We start from the raw sequence: 20054 nt of genomic DNA on the forward strand, positions 1-20054 counted from the left end.
CCGCTTAGCGCCGAGCCCGCGCTAGGAGCTCCAGGACCGGTACGGTGGCCTCCCAGCTGAGGCAACCATCGGTGATCGACTGCCCGTAGGTGAGGGGCTTGCCTGGGGCTGCATCTTGGCGTCCACCGAGCAGGAAGCTCTCGAGCATCACGCCGAAGATGTTCCCGCCCTCGAGTTGCTCTGCGACGGCCTCGGCGACCGCTGGCTGGCGCTCGGGGTCCTTGCCGCTGTTCGCGTGAGAGCAGTCGATCATCAGACGCTTGTTCACCCCGGCCTTCTCGAGGCGCTGGGCGGTTTGGCCGATTGTCTCCGCCGAGTAGTTCGGTTGGCCACCACCGCCGCGCAAGATCACGTGGCAATCCGAGTTGCCCGTTGTCTCGACGATGGCGGCGAGCCCCTGTTTTGTTACCGAGAGGAAACGGTGAGGGTGCCGCGCGGAGCGCAGCGCGTCGACGGCGATCTGAATGCTGCCGCCGGTGCCGTTCTTGAAACCAACGGGCATCGACAAGCCGCTGGCCAGCTCCCGATGCACCTGGCTCTCCACGGTGCGGGCGCCGATCGCCCCCCAGGAGACCAAGTCAGCGATGAACTGCGGCGAAATCGGGTCGAGGAACTCGGTGCCGGTCGGCAACCCGAGCTCGACGACGTCGCGCAGGAAGCCGCGTGCGATGCGCAGGCCCTGGTTGATCGAAAACGAGTCATCCAGGTGCGGATCGTTGATCAGCCCCTTCCAGCCGATCGTCGTGCGCGGCTTCTCGAAGTAGGTGCGCATGACGATCAGCAGATCGTCGCTGAGGCGGCGTGACTCTTCCAGGAGCCGCTCGGCGTACTCCAGGCCGGCCTTTGGATCGTGAATCGAACAGGGGCCGACCACGACGACGAGCCGATTGTCCTTTCCGGTGAGTACGTCACTCACCGCTTTGCGAAAGGCTGTGACCTGGCTCAGGCCGTGTTCGCTGCACGGCAGCTCCTCCATGAGGATTGCTGGGGGAAGCAGCGGCCGCAGACTCTGGATGCGGACGTCGTCGGTGGCGGTTTCCTTCATCGGGCGCGCAGGCTTTAGCTCAAATCCGTGCGATTCGCCAGCTCACAGCCGCGCGGCTCGCCACACGCGCGTCACTGCATACGGCGCAGGTTGCTCCACGGAAACGGCACGGTTCCGGGAGTCAGCAGCGACTCTGACTGGGGGTCGATGTTGTACCAGGACTCACTCAGCCCGAGGCGGAGCACATGGAAGCTCTGAGCAGGGTTCAGCGAGCGTCCGAGCAGCGCCACCAGCTTGCCCTTGGAGTTCTTCGCGATATCGAGCAGCACCACCACGTGGCTGGGCTTCTTCGAGTGGATGAGGAAGTCGCCGGGCTGGATGTCTGAGGGAGCGACGGACGCCGTGTGGGTGATCAGCGAGGTGCTGTTGGCCCAGGTGTAGACTTGGTCCAAGAAGGCCCGCAGCTGCTGGTGGCTCTTTTCAGCGGGCTTCGCGTTGCGGATCCATCCAACCGCGGCGCCCGCTGCCTTCAGGCGATCGCCGGCGAGCCAGCGCGAAAACGGCAGCTCGAGGCCGGTTGCGCTCTTGTATTCGATGTCTTGATCGGTCGAGAATTTCCACTCGGCATTTAGCCGGAGCACCATGTCGCTGCTGGTCTGTAGGTCGTTGGTCCCCACATCCATGGCGACGACGGCGCCGAGGTATTGGTTGTCGCCGCCGACCAACTCTTCGCCTTTGTAGCTGACGACTGGCGTTCCCGGTGCCGCCAGGGGCAGCCCGCGTAGCCACTCACCGAAGGAACCCGGCTTGACAGGCAGCCGTTCGTAGCTCGGCGGAGGCGGGAAGCGCTGGCTGAGCGTGGTCACCGCTTTGGGTTGGGTGAGGCTGTCGTTGGCGAGCCACGCGTAGCGCTTCGGATCGGGCGCGCTGGGCGGCTCCGTCGGAGGCGCGGCGACGCTGGCTGGTGGCGCATCGGAGCTTGGCGTGGCTTCTGCGGTTGCGGACTCCGCGATCTCGGCGCTGGCCTTGGCGCTAGGCGATGGGTCGGGCTCGGGCTTCGGCTTGTGGCACGCCGTTACCCCAAGGGCGCACAACACCGCGAACCAATGGCGACCGATCCCTTCCACGCCCGCGCATTGTGGCCCACTCCGGCTTTGGGATAAAAGTTGTTAGGGATTTGGCCATGGGAAAGCCACCTGGCTCACCGGCCGAAACCGCTACTCGGTGCGCAAAATCACGTGAAAACCGTAGTCGGTCTCGATCACGTCGCTCACCTGTCCGGGCTTGAGCGCGAAAGCGGCGTCGCTGAACGGCTTGACCATAACGCCACGGGGGAACGCGCCCAGGCTGCCGCCTCGCTCGCCGGCGCCCGGTTCGTCGGAGTACTCGCCTGCCAGCGTCGCGAAGTCTTCGCCAGCGACCGCGCGCTGGCGAACTTCTTCAGCGCGCTCGCGCGCCTCTTCCTTACTGCGGACGATGCTGGAGGGCGCGCTCTTGGAGCCTCGGTACATCACCAGGATGTGGCTTGCGGTGATTTCCTCCGGCTCACCCGGCTTGCCCTGCTCCTCAGGCTCGGGGAACACCGGCTCGTAGAGCGCGCCGGCGTGAACCGGTGGATCAGCCGGCCCTTCGTGAGTCGAAATCACGCACGCGGGTGCGGTGAGGCACAGGACAAGCAAGCTCGAGCAGCGCTTCAGGGAAGCCATGGCGGCGGAGCCTAGGTCAAGGGCTCCGTCCGGGCCACCGCAGAGTGCTGAATCAGAGCACTTGGCTCAGCTTCCAGGCGACGAAGCCGCACCACCCAGCACACAGGGCGAGGGCGACGGCGCTGCTGAAGGGCGAACGGCGAAAGTGCAATCCCGCGGGAACGATGCTGCCGCAGGCCAGCGCGGCGGAGATCAACAGGGCCAACCGGCTGCCTCGACCCGCGAGCTGACTCTCCGCGAGGGCGAATGCACCGAGCGCCGCCCACGCGCCGAGCGCCAGCACCGGGGCCAGCATGCGCGGCCGAGGACTGGGAGGGATGAAGGTCAGCGGCTGCACTGAACTCGGAGGCAAGGTCTGCATGACGCCTCCAGGAACGGCAGGGCCGAGCCGGACTTGAGCTCAAAGCGAGGCGACCACAATCAACAACATGAAGACGAAGAGCAGCGCCAGCGCCACGATCCCAAGCGCGATGAAGAGCCCCTTGTACGTCTTGGGCGTGCGGCCCCACACGTAGCGCGGGTCCTGTCCGTGCACGATTGCTCGATAGAGCTGGCCGCGGAAACGATAGGCCAGCACGTAAGCAGGCAAGGCGTAGCGATCCGTGTTGAGGCTGCTGAGCAACGCGGAGACTTGGATCTTGCGCTTGCTCGAGCCTGGGATCGCCGTGACGTTGAGCTGCGCGGCCGCCGCACGGTGGATGCTGTCGATGACGTGGTTGCGCGCGACCGACCGCTGCACGTCGAAGCGCTCGATCGGCGTGTGAGGTGGACCATTGGCCGCTTGTTCACGGGTGCGGGTGTCGTAGCCCGGAGTCAGGTAACTGGCCTCGTCGTAGGTGAGCCCGCGCGTCGCTGGGATCAGCAAGGAGCGAAACTGCATCTCCCCGGAGCCCGCGTGTGGCGCCCAATACGCGCGCTTCGAACCCGCGTTGGAGTCCGCCGTCCAGGTGACGAGGGCGTTGGCGTTGCACACCCACGCGACCCACCACAGCGGTGCAAGGGAGCTCAGCGTGGCCTCACTCGCGAGCTCCTTTGGAGTGAAGAAGCCACGCTGGCCCTGGAGCCAAGTCCTCAGCAGCTGACTTGCTTGCTCCGGACCGATGCGGAAGGGCAAGAACCACTGGGGCTCCTCCAGGGGATCTTCAGGCCGCTCGACGTGCATCACCGAGCCACAGAAGTGACAGCGCGGCGCTTGGTGCGCGATGGTGTAGCTCACCGCAGCACCGCAATCATTGCAGCGCAGCACCTCGGCGAAGGCGCGGCTCTCCGGCGGGTGGTCTTGCTCTGGCGCAGCCTGGCTGCAGATCGGGCAACGCAGGTCCTGCGGCTCGAGCGGGCTCTGACAGCGAGTGCAGGGGATACTCATGAGAGCAGCATCCCCACGGCAATGAGAAGCAAGAACAGGCCGACCAGCACACCCAGCCCGAGGGCGATCACCAACACCACGCGTCCCCACGCGAGGGGAGCCGGCCCGTAAATGCGCCCAGTTTGCCCGTTGATCAGCAGGCGAACCGGCGGAACACCCGGAGCGACGCGCACTGGCAACACCCACAGCGGCAGCAACATCAAATCGAGCGACTCATAAGAGAGCTGGGTGTTGAACTGCAGGTGGCGGTGCGTGTCCCCGGGCATGAAGCGCCGCAGGTAGAAGTCCACGTGCTGCATCGCTTCGGCGCGCGCCTCCTGCCAAACCGCTGTGGGGGTCTGGCTTGGCTCTTCAGCGGGCCAGCCGCTGATCAGCGCTGCGGTGTAGCGGTGCATCGCTCGCAAGTCGTAGGGCTCGATGCGCTCGAGCTCGAGGTTCGGGATCCCACGTGAAGCGCTGACCACGATGTCCCTCACGAACGTCGCGTGTTCGCCACCGAGGGGCCGCCACTCGGTGTGGGTGCGCTTGTTGTCTCCGCTGCCGGTGGTGTAGGTCTCGCCTATTTCCACGCGGTAACCGGAGCGGGCCACCGCGGAGTACAGGAAGGCAGGGGTGTACACCGCGTGGAGATCTCCCAGGGGCGCCCGGCGGATCTCCTTGCCGCGAAACCAGCCCAGGCCGCGCTGCCAGGCGCGAGCGCGCTCGAGCGCGACTTCCGGGGGCAACACGAACGCCAGGGCGAAGCGTGGCCTGACCCGCGAGGGATCCGAGGCGCTCTCCACGACGTTCGGGGAGCGGCAGTAGAAACAGGTCGCCGTGCGTTGAGCTTCGGCCAACCTCAAGAGGGCGCCACACTCCTGGCATTGCAGCTCGCGTGGTTGGTTCTGCTGATAGGCCGCCTGCACCAGTCCGGCAGGATGGCCCACAACGGCGGCGGCGGGCAATCCCTGGGCAATTCGAGCTTTTTTTGGGGGGAGGCCGACGGTCTCTGGCTCTTCCCGCCGGGTCTCACGCCGCGCATGGCGGCTTCAAAACCAGCGACTCGAATTCTTTCGATCCGTGCTCGTTCAGGCCACAGACTTCAATGCGCCTTCGAACAGGTACACCAGCTGCAGCACGCCTGCGAGCAAGCCGAGCGCAGCGCCAGCGACGATCAGCTTCCACTCGTCCTGCTGAAACGCGGGGCGCAGCACACCCTCGAAGCTCTTCGGATCGAGTTGCTTCATGCGCTCCATCAGCTCCCCTCGGATGTCGACGGCGCGACCAGCGAAGGTGTGGAGGAAGCCTCCGGGCTTCGGTAGCTCTTCAGTGACCCGCGTCTGGATCTGCGTGCGGAGCGCCTCGCGTTCGGTGTCGGGCAGCAGCATCGCCGCCATGGGGTGGCTTGCGTAGCGGTCGAACAAGGCATCGAGCTGACGGTTCACGATGCCCGTCACGAAGTCTCCCTTGGTGGAACTCTGGATCGTCTCGACGATGTTGTCGGGGTTCAGGAGCTTTGCGCTGACCAGCTCCGCGAAGCGCTCGGCGACTTCATGTTGCCGCTTGTGAAACAGCCCCTGAAGCACGAAGGGGCCGATGCGCTTGGGCTCTGCGGGCTCGAAGATCAGCTTCAGCGCGAGCCAGTTCGTCGCGTAGCCGACGAAGAAGCCCGCGAGCGGCAGGATCCACCACGCCGGGTACACCAGCCACACGCCAAGCTGCACCAGACCAAACAAGAAGCCAAAGTAGGCGCCGGAGCGTTCGATGAACTTGAACTCCTTGGCGCCCACTTCGAGGAACAGCTGGGTGACGAGGGTCTTGTCCTCGAGGATGGCCTTGGTCACGACTTCTTCGAGATCAACGACCTGGTTGATGTTCTGCTTCAGATCTTGCAACACCAGCGCTAGGGTCGCGCGCACTTCCCCGCGGATCATCTCGCGGACCTGCTCTTGGACCTCGGGCGCCAGGTTGTCCCACATCATTGGTGCGCGGCGCTTGACCTCGGTCTCTACCTCAGCCGTGATCTGCTCGACCACTGGCTTCAGCTCTCCCGTGAAGCTCTCGGGGCTGAAGTTCTCGAACAGCTCCTCGAGGCGCATCAGCTTGGTGGTGATGAGTCGAGTGGAGAACTTGCCGAGCTTCTGCGCGTTGGCCGGCACCAGGCCTTGCCAGCCGAGCAGCGGGCGCATGCCCACGAACTCGGTCGGGTAGAACATCATCTTGACCGCCAGCACGTTCGTGAACCAGCCAACGAAGGCGCTGATCGGTGGGATCAGCAGAACCAAGTAGTCGCGTGAGATGGCGTCCAAGAGCGCTTGCATGAGGAACCTCGGTGAGCTCGCCGTCTGACAGGCGCCGCAAGCGTAGGGCTTGTTGAACTTGAGTCAATAGATTATGACTCAAGCCATGGAGCGAAGCGGTAGTGGCCGGGCGTAAGCGCAACCGCCTCCAGGTGGACGAGCGTCGCGGGCAGCTGCTCGAGCTCGGGATCCGCCTGTTCAGCGATCGGAGCTACGAGGAGATCCCGATCGGTGAAATCGCCGAAGCAGCCGGGATCTCCAAGGGGCTCCTTTACCACTACTTCCCGAGCAAGCGGGATTTCTACGTGGAAGCGGTCAGGCACGCTGCGGGTCAGATGCTCACGAGCATCGAGCAAGCGACTCAAGGTCCAGACCGGGGAGAGGTAGAGGGCCTGCGTCGCGGCCTCGATGCATATCTCGACTATGTCGAAGATCACGCGGTGGCTTACTCCACACTGATGAAGAGCGGCGCGGCAGACCCCGACGTCGCGCTGGTCGTCGAACAGGCGCGCCGCGCCTTCGTGCAACAGATCAGCGAAGGCGCGGGGCTGACGGCTCCTTCGCCCACGGTGCAGGTTGCCTTGCGCGGCTGGATCGGCTTCGTGGAGGCAGCGAGTCTCGAGTGGCTCGACTCCCGCACGGTAGCCCGAGAGACTCTGCGGGAGGTGATGGTCGCGGCGCTAATGGGGGCCGCTCAAGCTGCCGCGATGGATTTGAGTAACGGGGTGACGGCTGACCTCACCCCCAAACCCAAGAGGAACGCTCAGGGGCGGGGGTAGGGCGACTCCAAGGAATCGGCGCCTGACCGCGCCAGCTGAAGTTGTGCTTGCGCCGTGCGCAGGAGGAGAGGAACCATGATAATTCCGCGCGGAACTAATGCTGTGATCACCGGCGCTGGCTCTGGTCTGGGTCGGGCTTTTGCCTATGAGCTCGCGAAGGCTAAAGCGGGGCTGATTTTGGGGGATATCGACCAGGCCGGGCTCGATGAGACGCTGGCTGAAGCTCGGCGCCTGGGGGCGACGAACGTCGTGGGTCAGCTGTGCGACGTGACGAAACTCGAGGATTGGAAGCGGCTGCAAGAGGCCGCCGCTCAGGTTGGCCCGGTGAACCTGCTGGTCAACAACGCGGGGGTCGGCGTTGGGGGGCAGTTGCTCGATGTATCCCTCGAAGATCTCGAGTTCGTGATGAACATCAACCTGTGGGGCGTGCTCCATGGTTGCCGAACCTTTGGGCCTGCCATGCGGGATCGTGGAGCGGGCTACATCATCAACATCGCGAGCGCCGCAGGCCTCTTGAACCCTCCGGGACTCGGGCCGTACAACATCACGAAGAGCGGCGTGGTGTCCCTCAGCGAGACCTTGCACGCGGAGCTCAAGGAGTTCGGAGTCAACGTGACGGCGGTGTGCCCCACCTTCTTCAAGACGAAGATCTTGGATAATGGTCGCGGCACGAATGAAGAGCAGAAGGCGTTCGTGGAGAAGCTGATGAAGCGCTCTCGCGTTCAGGCAGCGGACGTCGCGCGCCACGCGCTCAAGAGCGTATTCTCCGGGAATCCTCACTCGGTGCCCATGCTGGATGCGAAGGGCTTCTGGGTCCTCAAGAGGACATTCCCGCGCGGATACGCCGCGCTGGCCTCGCGCATGGCCAAGCTGTCGCGTTGATGCTCAAGAGCCGCCTCAAGAGCCGCGTCGTCCAGGGTCTCGTGGGCGTCGGACCGCGGCTGCTCAAGCTCCGCCGGTTGCTACCAGGGCGTGCGGGCGCGGCGCTGTTTTGCGATCCGTTGGACGCACACTCGTGGCTCCTTGCCGTCGCGTTGTGGCGGGAGCGAACTCGGCTCCCGAAGCAGTTCGAGCTTCACTGGGTGCGAGCGCCAGAGCCGGCGCTCGATCCTGAACCCCAGCTGCGAGTGCGGCACGCGAGTCGGGACGTGCGCCTCCTAGCGGAGCTGTTCGAGCTTGGGCTCGGTCCACGACTCAAGGAGCTGGATCCCCAGGCGGCACTGGCGGCGGCAGCCGATAGCCTGCGCGGCAGCTCAGGACTCGAACGCTTGGAGGCGACCGCTGCGGGCGCATCCGGTGTGTTCGCAGCAGACGCTCCCCCGCAGGCCGTCGACTACTCGAATGCTTCGGGATGTTTGCGCGCGGAAATGGATGGCGGTTCGGCAACGTTGCGCAAGTTGGGGCACTACCAGGGGGCGATGCTCTACGACCGCGGCGCCTGGTACTGGGGCGTCGACCGGCTCCCGCTGTGGCTCGCTGGTGCCGCGGGCGGGGCCGTCACCCAACGCGAGGCCGAGGTCTTTCGCCCGCGCCCCGCTGCGGAGTTGCCGCCAGAGCTACGTCGCGCAGCGTCCGAACTCCGCGTCTACTTCTCATTTCGCAGCCCGTACTCCTACCTCGCGCTGAACCGCGCCGCGCAGCTTTCGGAGCGTTATCAGGTGGCGCTCGAGCCGCACCCCGTGCTGCCCATGGTGATGCGCGGCTTGGCTGTTCCACCGTTGAAGAAGTTCTATCTGCTGTTCGACGCGGCCCGTGAGGCGAGGCGACTGGGGATCCCGTTTGGGCGCATCACCGATCCGGTGGGGCCAGGAGCTGAGCGCTGCCTGGCGGCGTTCAGCGTCGCGAGCGAGGCGCAGCGTGTGGCGTTTGCGTCTCGCGCGATGCAGGCGATCTGGAGCGAAGGAGTGGACGTCGCGAGCGATGCGGGGCTGCGCGTCGTGTGCGAGGCGACCGGCGTCGCCTGGACTCGCGTTCAGGCAGCGATCGCCGCCGAGGCATGGCGCGAGCTGGCGGTCACCAATCGCGAGCAGCTCAGCGGGCTCGGTCTGTGGGGAGTACCGAGCTTTCAACTCGGAGCACACGTGCTCTGGGGTCAGGACCGCCTGCGCGTCCTCGAGCGCCTACTACAAGTCACTTCGCGCTGACTCGGGCGCTGCTGCGACGCGTCGCGGCTCCGTAAGCCCACGCACGAGCGTCTCCAGTCGACGACACCCCGAAGGGTGTTCTGGCGGAGCGCGACGACGTCTGCGTCGCCCGCCGACTCGGCGATTGCTGCCGCGCCGCTCAGCCAAGCTGACGCGCTTATACAAGCGGGGGGCTTGGGCTTTCTGCGAGCGGCAGCGCCCTAAACGACACGCACGCACGTGCCGGGGTCTGGTAGCGTTGTGGTTCGTTTACGAGGGGGGATCGAGGGAAGCATGGCGGATGACAGCAGCGGGCCTTCCAACAGCGTGCCGCCGGGTAACGGCTCGGCGCCCAGTGCCCCGCCCGGTCGAAGAACATCGCTCCGTCCCGAAGCGATCGCGCCGGCGCTCGAGGGGCCACTCCACGACGAAGAGCTGCTCCTCGAAAGCCTGGTGGGTGCACTGTCCCATGGCGAACCCATGCTCGAGCAGTGGGAAGCACTACATGCCGCCGCTGCCAGGGACGACAAGATCGCCGAGCTGGCGTTCGCCTACGAGAAGCTCACCGAGGGGACCCGGTTCCGTGTACTTTCCGCGGGGAACCGTGTAGAGATCCATTTGCACGCCGCGGATTTCCTGCTGGGAGTATTCGGCGATGCTGACGGGGCGGTGCAACACGCCGAGCGCGCCCTGGAGATAAATCCAGGCGAAGAGCGTGCTTTCGAGCGCCTGCGTGGACTCTTGCTCGGAGCTGGCGACGCGACGCGCTTGGTGAAGCTGTATCTCGCCCGCCTGCCTCACGTCGGAGAGGCGACCGAACGCGCGGCGCTCCTCAGGCTCGCGCTGGAGCAGGTAGAAGGCATGCCCCAGCGCGAGGACGCCGCGGTGCCGCTGCTGGAAGAGCTGGCAAAGCTCGAGCCCGCAGACGACAGCGTGCAGCGTGAGCTCGGGCAGCGCTACATCGCCGAGGGCCGCACGAAAGAAGCGGTCAAGCTCTTCGAGGCCGAGCTGGGGACGAACCCGTCGCCAGAGCGCTCGCTGGAGCTCCAGCGCTGGCTGATCCGCGCGTATACCGAGGACCTCGGTCAGCCTCACAAGGCCATCAGTTTCCTCGAGGAACTACTCGAGCGAGATCCGGATGATGGCTACGCGCTGAACGCCACGGAGCAGCTACTCGAGCAACGTACAGTCGCCCCGCGAGCCGCCGCGGCGCTCTCTCGGCTGTATCAAAAGAAGGGGCAAATCCAGGACGCCGCTAGCATGCTCACGCTAGAGCTGCGGCTAGCGACGGGATCTCGCCGCGCCGAGGCCCAGCGCGAGCTCGCGGTGCTCAAGCAAGACCACCTGGATGATCCCAAAGGCGCGCGGGATCTCCTTGAACCGCTGGTCTCGCGAGATCCTTCCGACGACGACCTGCGCGAGCGCTACGTCGCGCTCAGCGCGATGCTCGATCGCCGAGTGGATGCCGCGCGGCTGCTCAGCCGTAGCGCCCACAGCGCCAAGGAACCGGACGCCAAGGCCAAGGTGCTAACTCAGGTTGGACGCTTGTTCTTGCAGTGCGGCGACGAGCGGCGGGCCATGGCGTCGTATCAGTCGGCGCTCGAGACTGGCGCGGAGGATCCTGCGGTGCTTCGCGCGGCCAAAGAGCTGTGCGAACTCTACGCCCGTGTAGGGGACAACAAGCGCCTCGCGAAGGCGCTCGAGCAGGTCGTGCAGCGGGAGCAGGATCCGGCAGAGCGCCACCCGGCGGCCGAGCGCCTCGCGCGGCTGTGCGACGAAACCGGCGACAAGAAGCTGGCAGTGAGCGCGTGGTCGGCGCTGCTCGACTCCGATCAGGCTGAGCAAGCCCTCGAGCGCCTCGAGGCGCTTTCTACCGAGCTGGCGGATGACGCGGGTCTCGCTCGTGTGCTCGAGAAGCGCGCCGAACTCAGCCAGGACGCGGACGAGGCGCGTGAATTCATTATCCGCGCGGCAACGCTGCGCGGTGAGCGCCTTGGGGATCGCAAGGAGGCCGTTCGCACCTGGTGGCTCGCGGTCGAGCGCTACGGCGCCGGGCTCCAGGCGCTGACGAAGCTCGTGCCGGTGCTCGAGTCCCAGAAAGATTTCGAGGGCCTGGCCCGCGCGCTCGGGGCACGTGCAGAGCTCGAAGAAGGCGAGGAGCGCGCCAAGACGCTAGCCCGCGCCGGTCAAGTGTTGAGCGACAAGCTCAGTGATCCCGGTCGCGCCCTGGAGCTGTTTGGACAGGCCCTGGCGGCTTCGCCGAAGCAACCGAGTGCCATCGCTGCGCTGGAGCGCTGCTTGAACGACGAGGCGCTCGCGGGACGCGCGGCGGAGACCCTGCGCCGGGCAGCCGATGCGTCCGGAGACCGCCGACTCAAGGTGTCGCTGCTCGAGTGGCAGGCGCGCATCGCGGAGTCCGCGGCGCCGCGCTTGGCCGCGTATCGCGCCGCCGTCGACCTGCTGCAGGAGGAGCCGAGAGATTCCGCGAGGATTCATGCGTTGGCTTCTCAGGCGCTATGGGTCGCTGTCGCAGAGGTGCCACTGGAGGTCGCGGCGTGGCTTTCGGACCTCGCCGCCGAAGCGGAGCGCAGCCAAGACTACGCGCCCTACAGCGAGACCCTGACCCGGGCGCTCGGTTCCCAGCCCATCGCCACCTCCGAGCTATTCCAGCTGGCGATCGCTCTGGGAGAGGCGCTGTCGAGCCTGGGAGAGACCGCCCGCGCCATCGAGGTCTTGCGCCGGGCCCACGCCTTCGACCCGACGAATCACGCCCTGGTTGCCCGCATCGAGGAGCTCCTCGCAGAGGGCGGAACCCCCGAAGAGCGTCTGAACTTCTACCGTGAGGCGCTGCTGCAGCCAGGCGGCCCTGAGCGGCAACGTAAGCTCCAGCATGCGCTCGCGCGCCTGCTGCGGAAGGAGCTAGGCGACACGCCCAAAGCCATTGCCGTGTGGCAACAGATCTTGGAAGCTGACCCGTCGGATCAGCTGGCCCACGGCTCGCTCTTGGCAGCGCTGCGTGAGAGCGGGCGCCTGCCAGAGGCCTACGCCGAGAGCGTGCGGGCGCTGCCGTACCTGGAAGAGACGAAGAAGAACGAGGCGCTGGCCGCGGCGGCAGAGCTCGCGGTGGAAATCGACGACGTTCCCGCGGCCCTTGGGCACTACCGCGCCTTGCTCGAGAGCGGCGCCCTGGAAGGTGTGTGGCTGAGCGACGCCGAACGCCTGGGCATGCAGAGCGGTGACTGGCAGTTCCTGACAGGGGTGCTCGAGCGCAAGCTCCAGCTGACCGAGGAACCGTCGCTGGCTCTACGTATCCTCGATCGCCTGGCTCAAGTCGCTTCCGAGCGGATCGAGGACGCCCCGGCCGCCGCAGGCTACTGGCGCCGGGCCTCGACCCTGGCTGAGAACGAGCTGAACGACCCGCGCATGGCGAGCGAGTTCTTGAAGCGAGTGCTCAGGGTCGCCAGCGACGACGTGGAATCCGCCCAGCGCCTGCTCGGCTTGATCGCGCTGGAAGCGGACTGGAGCGACATGCCCGGCGTGTTCCAGGTCGTACTCGCTGAGGCTACGGGGCCCGTCGCAACCGCTCAGGTGCAGCAGCTCGAGCCGCGCGCTGAGCACCCAGCGACGCGTCTGGTGTTGGCCGATTTGGCGCGCGCCGTGCGCTCCGGTTTTCCCGAGGCAGACCGGGAGGCGCTGTTTGCGCTCGAGGCGAGGTGCCTGAGCGCGGAGCCGGAGCACGCCGATCGCGCGGCAGACTGCTTCCGCTTGTACATCGCGCTCGGTGAACCCAGCGAAGAGCGGACCCGAGGCTTCGAGGCTTTCTTGAGCGCGCAATCCGCGCCGCGGGCGGACGACTGGCGATGGCTCTTCGAGCTGCGGGTGAAGGCCCACGAGGAGCCCGCGCCGGTGCTCATGGAGTGGGCGGTGGTAGAGGAGCAGCGCCTGGGGGCACCCGAGGAGGCGCGCAAGCTGCTCGGGCGGGTCCTGGAACAAGAGCCCGACCACGAACAAGCGCTGAGCGACGCCGCGCGCCTGGCGCTTGCGGCCGGCGAACACAAGGCCGCGCTCGCCCACCTCGGGCGCCTGCGCGATCGCGCTCAGGGTGAAGCGCGTATCCTCGCGGATTTAGCCTACGCTCGCGCGTTGATCGAAGGCACCGGAGACGTGGAAGCGGGCCTCGAGGTGCTGCACAACGTGCTCACCAACTACCCGACCCAGCCCGAGGCTCTCGAGCTCGTGAAGCAGGTGTTGGTGCAGCCAAACGCGCGGGCGCAAGCCGCCGAGCTCCTGGATCGCATATCCCAGGAGCTCGAAGACCGTGAAGCGGGCCGGGAGATCCTCGAGACGTTGCTCGCGGTTTCAAAGGACACACCAGAGCTCGCCGAGCGCCGTCAGGAGTGGTTCCTGCAGGTCGTGGAGTACAAGGAATCGGAGCAGCCCGAGGCGGCGCTGGAGCTTTGCCTGCAAGCCGCCCAAGAGAGCCCCGAGGAGGAAGCCGTGTGGGACGTGGCGGAGCGGCTCGCGCGCAAGCTCGAGACGCCGGAGCCAGTCCGGGACGCGTACAACGCGGCGCTCGCTCAGGCGACCGACGGCGAGCTGGCGGAGCTTCTGGGGCGGCGCCTGATCGATTTCTACGAAGAGTGGTTCGACGAACCCGACCGCGTGATTGAGCTCCTGGAGCGTGTGCTCGAAGGCGCGCCGACTGCTGCCTGGGCCCTCGACCGCTTGAAGCTCGCCTTCAACGCGGCGGGGCGCTGGCAGGACCTGTTCCGGGTCTACGATCGAGCGATCTCGCGCAGCGAAGCTGATTTCGAGCGAGAGAGCTTGCTCGAGGAGGCGGCGCTCGCTGCCAAAGACTTCGCCGGGGACGCACCGCGCGCGATTGGCTACCTGGAGCAGCTGCTGGAGCTGCGACACGACGACTCCCGGGTCGAGAACAACCTCGAGCGCCTCTACGAACGAGAGGGCCAAAGCCGCCCATTGATCGAGCTGCTCAGTCGACGTCTCGACAAGCTGTCTGGCACGCCGCTCGAGGAGCTTCGGCTGCGCATCGCGGGGCTGTGGATCGACCTCAACGACGCGCGTCAGGCGTTCACGTTGATCGACCAGACGCTGGAGAACGGGAGCGGCAGCGGCGAGGCATTCCAGCTGCTGGAGCGCATCCTGGCGTTGCCCGTGCCTCCGCATTCGCTGCCTCCTACCGGAGACGGCAGCCGGCGGCGTCGCGCGATGAGTGTGCGTGACGAGGTCGCTGCGCGACTCAAGACCTACTACGAATCCCTCGGGCAGACTCAGGACGTGGTGCGCATGCTCGAAGTCGAGCTCGAAGCCGCGCCAGGCAAAGCGGAGCTCGAGGAGCGCCTCGGCGAGCTGGTGCAGATCTGCCTGACGCGCCTCGACGACCCCGTCGCTGCCTTCAAGCACTTGACGGAGCTGGTTGCCCTGGCGCCCGGCTCTGAGAATTACCGTGCGGAACTAGATTCGCTGGCCCAGCGAACCGATCAAGGCGCGCGGCAGGCTGAGCTCTTGGTGGAGATCGCCGCGCAGCAGGAGTCCCCGCTGGCCGAGGAGCTCTACTACGAGGCGGGCGAGGTCAGCGAGCGCGAGCGCCTCGTGGAGCAAGCGACGGATCTGCATCATCGCGTCGCCCATAGCGCAGGCGCCCCCACGGAGCTCCAGCTCAAGGCGTGCCGTCGCCTGGACCCGCTCTTGGAAGCGGCGGGAGAACACGCACGTCGTGCGGACCTGCTCGAGCGCATCGCCGCGCTGGCTGCTGAGCTGCCGGACTCCGAGGCAGAGCGCGTGGGTGTGCTAGCGACGGCGGCGGTGCTGGCTGATCGAGAGCTTTCGAACCTCGAGCGGGCGATCCGTCTGTGGCGAGAGTTGCTCCAGATCGAAGGTGACAACGTCGCGGCGCTGGATGGTTTGGTAGACGCGCTCCAGCGCGCTGCGCTGCACGCAGATCTCGTGGCAGCGCTGGACCGCCGAGCGGAGCTCAGGGCGACATCCGGAGATGCTGCGGCCTCTCGCGCGGATCGCGTGTGGGCGGCGAAGGTGCTGGCCGGAGAACTGGGGGAGACTGCAAGCGCCATCGAGCGCTGGTCCGCGATCGAGGCCAACTACAGTGGCGACGAAGAGAGCTTCGAGGCCTTGCTCGCGCTGCTGGAGCAGGAGCAACGCTGGGCTGACTTGGCCAAGCGCATCGAGCGCCAGGCCGAGTCGACGGCAGATCCGGAGCCGCGAGCGGCGCTCCTGGTGCGCCTCGCAGAGCTGTACGCGAACCACACGGGGCAGACCGAGCAGGCGCTGCACGCCTACGCGGCAGCCGACGACTGGGACGGCGCCATGGGCGCGGTGCGTGGTGTCAGCGACGCCGAGGCCGGGCTCGAAGCCTGTCGGGAACTCTACGTTACTTCCGTGCGGTACTGGAAGCGGAGTCGTGATCCGCGCATCGGGGAGGTCACACACTGGGCCGTCACCGAGCAGAAGAACCGCCTGCTCGAGCGCGGCCGCCACCAAGAGGTGGTCGATTTGCTGCTGGAAGCTGCGGAGCTGGACTTCGCTACCCAGATCAAACGCACGATGCGCCAGGAGGCCGCGCTCTTGTGTCAGGAGCGCTTGAGCGCGCCGGAGAAGGCCGCCGAGATCTTCTCGGCGTTGCTCGACGAGGAGCCGGCCGACGAAGTGGCTCAGGCGAGCGTGCCGCGTTTGGCCATCTTGCTCGATGAGCTGGGCCGCAGCGAGGCGAAGGTGAAGCTGTGGGAGCAGCAAGCCACGTGTCGCGAGCGACAGGATGATCGCGGCGGCGCGGCCGCGTTGTGGTCTCGCGCTGCGAACCTCGCGGAGCTCGAACTCAAAGACATCGATCGCGCGCTGGCGGACTACCGCTCAGGCGCGGCCTTGGGGGGAGAGGACTCCCTGGAGGCCCTGGCACGCCTCCACGAGCAACGGGGAGAGACCCAACACAAGGTCGAGGTGCTGGAGTGGCTGTGCGCCTCTTCTGGCCGCGAACACGTCGCCGAGCGCACGCTGCGACTCGCCAAGGGCTACGAAGAGCTAGAGCGTCGTGACCGTGCTCGGGCCCGCCTGGAAGCGGCTCTGTCGCTCATGAACCAGTGGCGCGGAGTCGATGCAGCGCCGGTGCGCAAGTATCTCTCGGAGCTTTACCGTGCGGATAAGGCCTGGGTCCCGCTGGCGGAGCTGCTGTCAGAGGAGGCCAAGCGCGCAACGCTGAAGCGCAAGCGCCGCAAGCTCTTCGAAGAAGCAGCGGCGCTGTTCATGGACCGGGTGGGGAACCCCGCCCGCGCCATCCCGCTGCTCGAGGCTGCGCTGGAGGCCGAACCCGAAGACGTCGACTTGCGACTGGCGCTGGTGGACGCGCTGTGTGACGAACAAGGAGACACCGAAGCGGGCTTCGAAAGAGCGGAGCAGCTGCTACGCGACCAGCTGGAGCTCTACGGAACTCGGCGTCCCAAGTCTCGCGCCTTGGTGCACCACCGCCTGGCGCGAGTGCTCAACAAGTCCGAAGGCAGTGAGTCGGCGCTTCGAGAGCTCGAGGTGGCGGCCAAGATCGATCCAGCGCACCCCGAGGTGCTCGAAGAGCTCGGGCGTGTGGCGTTCGAGCTTGGGCGAGGAGAGCGCTCCGAGCGCGCGTTCCGTGCGTTGCTCCTGGTGCTCAAGCCGGGCGCCGAGCCCGCCCAGAAGGGACCTAGCCGCGCGGAGGCGTTCGTCTACCTGGGCGAGATAGCGGCGCTCCGCGATGATCCGATCCGCGCGACGGAGTTCATCGAGAGCGCCTTCGAGGCCGCGATGGAAAGCGACTTCGAGAGCAAGCGCCTGGAGCGCGCGCTCCGCCAACGGGGCCGTCACGAGCTCCTGGCGCGCGTCGTGGAGACACGCCTCGAGAAGGCAAGTAACCCCGCGGAAACGGCTCGTGCTCTCGCGGACCTGGTCCTGCTGTATGCCGAGGACGGTCAAGGGCCGAGCGCCGAACGCGGAGACCGCATCAAGCATCGTGCCGACCACGTGTTCCAGAGCTTGGAGTCGGGAGATAGCGACTCCTTGGCCTGGTCGGCGCTTGGTCAGGTGTATGAGTGGCTTGGGGATCGCGAACGGGAGACTCATGTGCTCGAGCGCCGGGTCATGGCGCAGGGCCTCGACAACGCGGACGCGGAGGCCCTGTATCGCCTCGCCGAGCTGCGCCTTCAGAGCGCGGACACCCGGGACTCCGGCATCGACCTCTTGGAGCGCGCGCTGGAGCTCGGCCCCGATGTCGAGCGCGCCGACGAGATGCTGAGTGGCTTGCTGAAGCGGGAGCCGGGCCTCGAAGAGCCAGCACGGCTGCTCGAGTCGATCTCTCGCAGCGCCGGGCGCGAGGCGTCGCTGCTGGTTGCTCTGCGTTACATCGCGTCGCTGCCTGGGCCGCGACTCGACGCATTGCGTGAAGCCTTCGAGCTTGCCAAGAGGCTGGAGCAACTCGACGTCGCGCGAAAGATCCTCGAGGAAGCGCTCGGGCGCAACGACTCGGGGCTCGACAGCGAAGACGGCGCCTGGGCGCGTCTGCAGCTCGCCGAGCTGCTGGAGGCTCAGGGGGCCCTCGCCAAGGCCCTCGAGCTGAAGGAGCAAGCGGCGCTGCTCTTGGGACCGGTAGACGCGCGGGATCTGTGCTTGCAGATCGCTGCCCAGGCTCAAGAGCAGGGCCAGCTCGATCGCGCCGTGCGGGTGCTCGAGCGGGTTCGTCAGGATAACCCTGCGGACCGCGAGGCGTGGGAGCCGCTGATGGCTCTGTGCCGCGAACGCGGTGACTCCGCGCGCTTGGCTGAGCTGATCGAGAGCACCCTCGCGGTGGTGGATGACGCGGAGAGCCGCGGCCGCCTCGCCTTGGAGCGTGCCCGCATTCTGCTCGGTCGGGGAGACACGCGGGACGCCATCGACGTGCTCCGCCAGATCGTCGAGGACTTCCCTGGGACGCCTGAAGCCGGGGAGACCCTGGTCGAGGTGCTGGAGGCTGAAGGCCGGCGTGATGAGCTGGTCGAGGTGCTCGTGGGGGAGCTCGAGCGCTCGAAGGACGCCGAGGACGTCGAGCGCATCACGCGCACCTCGCTGCGCCTGGGTCGCCTGCTCGAGGAGCTCGAGCGAGCAGATGACGCCTTCGACGTCTACCAGAGCCTGATGGATTGGTCGCCCAACGCAGCCGAAGCGCTGCGCCGCAGCGTGAAGATCCTCGAAGGGCGCGACGATGCATATCTCCTTGCGGAAACAATCGAGCGCTTGTTGCCCCTGGAGGAGCCGGAGGCCGGCGCCGCACTGGGCCGTCGCCTGATGGATCTACGCCGTGAGCAGGGTGACGAAGAAGGCGAAGAGCGCGCCTTGCGTTTGCTGTTCGAGGCGGAGCCCCGGGACCGGGAAATCGCTGAACGCCTGTCGGCGCTGTTCGAGGCGCGCGGGGATCACTCCTCGCAAGCCGACATCCTGGCGCGCTGCTTCGAGGCCAATCCGCATCAGGCGGATCTGCTTGGGCGCCTGGTTGACGCTCACAAGCAGGCCGGGGAGCTCGATCGCGCCCTGGAGGCGCTGAGCGTCGCGCTGACGCTGAAGGTGAACAGCGTGGAGCTGCTCAAGCAACGCGCGGAGTTGCTCGAGTCCCTCGAGCGCTCCCTCGATGCCCTCGACGATCACGAGCGCGTCTACGCGCAGGATCCGAACCACGGCCACGTGCTGTGTGAGGCGCTGCAGCGTGCCCTGGACGCGGCGGAGGGCGACGCCCGGCGCGGGATCCAGAAGCGGCTGGTCGCCGTCTTCGAGGAGCTGGGGGATAGCGAAGGGGCGCGGGGCGTGTTGAGCGCCGTGCTCGAGGAGCGTCCAGAAGACCGCGACGCCCTGTGGCGCCTGGCTCGCATCGCGCGCCGCCTCCAGAACGACACGGAAATGGCCAGCCACTACCTGCAGCGGCTGTGTGAGCTCGAGAGCGGCGAGCGCTTGATTCAGGCCATCGCTGAGCTGCTCGAGGTGTGCAACGAGACGGGGCACCTGGAAGACGCCCGCGCGGGACTCGAACGGGCTGTCGAGCTGTACCCCGAGGATCCAGAACTCGCGGAGCGCCTGCGCGAGCTGTATCAAGCGCTCGGAGCGACGCGAGAGCTCGCGCACCTGATGCTGCGTGACGCGAGCCAGGCCACGGAGCTCGAGGCGCGCTATCAGCTACTGGTCCAAGCAGGGCAGCTCCTGGCGGGACCCGGCGGTCACCTTGGAGAGGCCATTGGTGTCCTCGAGCAGGCGCGGTCGCTGGTGCCTGATGAGCTCGAGGGTATCGCCGCGCTGGGCCGGGCCTATGCGAGCGCTGGCCGCGCAGCGGACGCGCGGGCACTGCTTGCAGAGGGGGTCGCCTCTCAGCGTGGGCGGCGCTCACGCAGCCTGTCGCGCATTTATCGCGAGCTGGCGCACCTCGATTTGGGTGCGGGTGCGCTGACCAACGCTCTCGACTCCCTCAATCGTGCCTTCGAAATGGATCCGAAGAACGGCGCGCTCGCCATGGAACTTGGTGAGCTGGCCCTCGACCTGGACGAGGAGCCGGTAGCCAACCGTGCGTTCCGTGCGGTAACGATGATGCGCCCGGTGACGGACCCCGACGAGGAGGGCGCCACACCTCAAGCACGCGCCCAGGCGTACTACCACATGGGCCGCCTGGCGCACCGCAAGGCGGACGTGCGCAAGGCCAAGATCTTCCTGGCGAAGTGCCTCAACGAGGATCCGAACAATCAGGCGGCGCGGGACCTGATGGCGCAGCTAGGCTGAGCCGCTGAGCGCGAAAAAAACG

General features: G+C 66.8%; 11 protein-coding genes. 4 read left to right on the forward strand and 7 right to left on the reverse strand.

All coding sequences use genetic code 11. From position 1 onward, the window contains the following. Window positions 1–4 precede the first annotated feature (4 nt). From H6718_14895 to H6718_14925, 7 genes are all read right to left on the reverse strand, one after another. Window positions 5–1045, reverse strand: coding sequence for a 3-deoxy-7-phosphoheptulonate synthase (locus H6718_14895; protein MCB9586685.1), 1041 nt, complete (start codon window positions 1043–1045; stop codon window positions 5–7). A gap of 71 nt (window positions 1046–1116) precedes the next feature. Continuing rightward, complete coding sequence (locus tag H6718_14900; protein ID MCB9586686.1) at window positions 1117–2112, reverse strand: hypothetical protein; 996 nt, start codon at window positions 2110–2112, stop codon at window positions 1117–1119. Window positions 2113–2202: 90 nt separating this feature from the next. Next, window positions 2203–2691, reverse strand: coding sequence for a peptidyl-prolyl cis-trans isomerase (locus H6718_14905; GenBank protein MCB9586687.1), 489 nt, complete (start codon window positions 2689–2691; stop codon window positions 2203–2205). 52 nt (window positions 2692–2743) lie between these two features. After that, window positions 2744–3052, reverse strand: a complete 309-nt coding sequence (locus tag H6718_14910; GenBank protein MCB9586688.1) for a hypothetical protein — start codon at window positions 3050–3052, stop codon at window positions 2744–2746. 39 nt (window positions 3053–3091) lie between these two features. After that, window positions 3092–4057 (reverse strand): hypothetical protein, encoded by a 966-nt coding sequence (locus H6718_14915; protein ID MCB9586689.1) that lies wholly within the window; start codon window positions 4055–4057, stop codon window positions 3092–3094. Next, window positions 4054–4962 (reverse strand): hypothetical protein, encoded by a 909-nt coding sequence (locus H6718_14920; GenBank protein MCB9586690.1) that lies wholly within the window; start codon window positions 4960–4962, stop codon window positions 4054–4056. Before H6718_14920 ends, H6718_14915 begins: the two co-directional genes overlap by 4 nt. A 162-nt stretch (window positions 4963–5124) precedes the next feature. Next, window positions 5125–6357 (reverse strand): DUF445 family protein, encoded by a 1233-nt coding sequence (locus tag H6718_14925; GenBank protein MCB9586691.1) that lies wholly within the window; start codon window positions 6355–6357, stop codon window positions 5125–5127. A gap of 101 nt (window positions 6358–6458) precedes the next feature. On the opposite strand from H6718_14925, the gene H6718_14930 reads away from it, so the two are divergent. The 4 genes from H6718_14930 (at window position 6459) to H6718_14945 (ending at window position 20032) form a co-directional block, all read left to right on the forward strand. Further along, window positions 6459–7115 (forward strand): TetR/AcrR family transcriptional regulator, encoded by a 657-nt coding sequence (locus H6718_14930; protein MCB9586692.1) that lies wholly within the window; start codon window positions 6459–6461, stop codon window positions 7113–7115. Between the two features lie 75 nt (window positions 7116–7190). Then, on the forward strand, window positions 7191–7997 hold the full coding sequence (locus tag H6718_14935) for an SDR family NAD(P)-dependent oxidoreductase (GenBank protein MCB9586693.1): 807 nt from the start codon (window positions 7191–7193) through the stop codon (window positions 7995–7997). Continuing rightward, window positions 7997–9259 carry a DsbA family protein gene (locus H6718_14940; protein ID MCB9586694.1) on the forward strand — a complete coding sequence of 421 codons (1263 nt, stop codon included), beginning with the start codon at window positions 7997–7999 and terminating at the stop codon, window positions 9257–9259. The genes H6718_14935 and H6718_14940 overlap by 1 nt, the downstream gene beginning before the upstream one ends. A gap of 273 nt (window positions 9260–9532) precedes the next feature. Further along, complete coding sequence (locus tag H6718_14945; GenBank protein MCB9586695.1) at window positions 9533–20032, forward strand: hypothetical protein; 10500 nt, start codon at window positions 9533–9535, stop codon at window positions 20030–20032. The last annotated feature ends 22 nt before the right edge of the window (window positions 20033–20054 follow it).

It is taken from the genome of Polyangiaceae bacterium, from assembly GCA_020633205.1.
Taxonomy (GTDB): domain Bacteria; phylum Myxococcota_A; class Polyangia; order Polyangiales; family Polyangiaceae; genus JAHBVY01.

Coding starts and splice junctions, on each gene's coding strand:
- H6718_14945 (MCB9586695.1), top strand. CDS start 9,533: ATGGCGGATGACAGCAGCGGGCCTTCCAACAGCGTGCCGCCGGGTAAC.
- H6718_14915 (MCB9586689.1), bottom strand. CDS start 4,057: ATGAGTATCCCCTGCACTCGCTGTCAGAGCCCGCTCGAGCCGCAGGAC.
- H6718_14925 (MCB9586691.1), bottom strand. CDS start 6,357: ATGCAAGCGCTCTTGGACGCCATCTCACGCGACTACTTGGTTCTGCTG.
- H6718_14910 (MCB9586688.1), bottom strand. CDS start 3,052: ATGCAGACCTTGCCTCCGAGTTCAGTGCAGCCGCTGACCTTCATCCCT.
- H6718_14940 (MCB9586694.1), top strand. CDS start 7,997: ATGCTCAAGAGCCGCCTCAAGAGCCGCGTCGTCCAGGGTCTCGTGGGC.
- H6718_14905 (MCB9586687.1), bottom strand. CDS start 2,691: ATGGCTTCCCTGAAGCGCTGCTCGAGCTTGCTTGTCCTGTGCCTCACC.
- H6718_14895 (MCB9586685.1), bottom strand. CDS start 1,045: ATGAAGGAAACCGCCACCGACGACGTCCGCATCCAGAGTCTGCGGCCG.
- H6718_14935 (MCB9586693.1), top strand. CDS start 7,191: ATGATAATTCCGCGCGGAACTAATGCTGTGATCACCGGCGCTGGCTCT.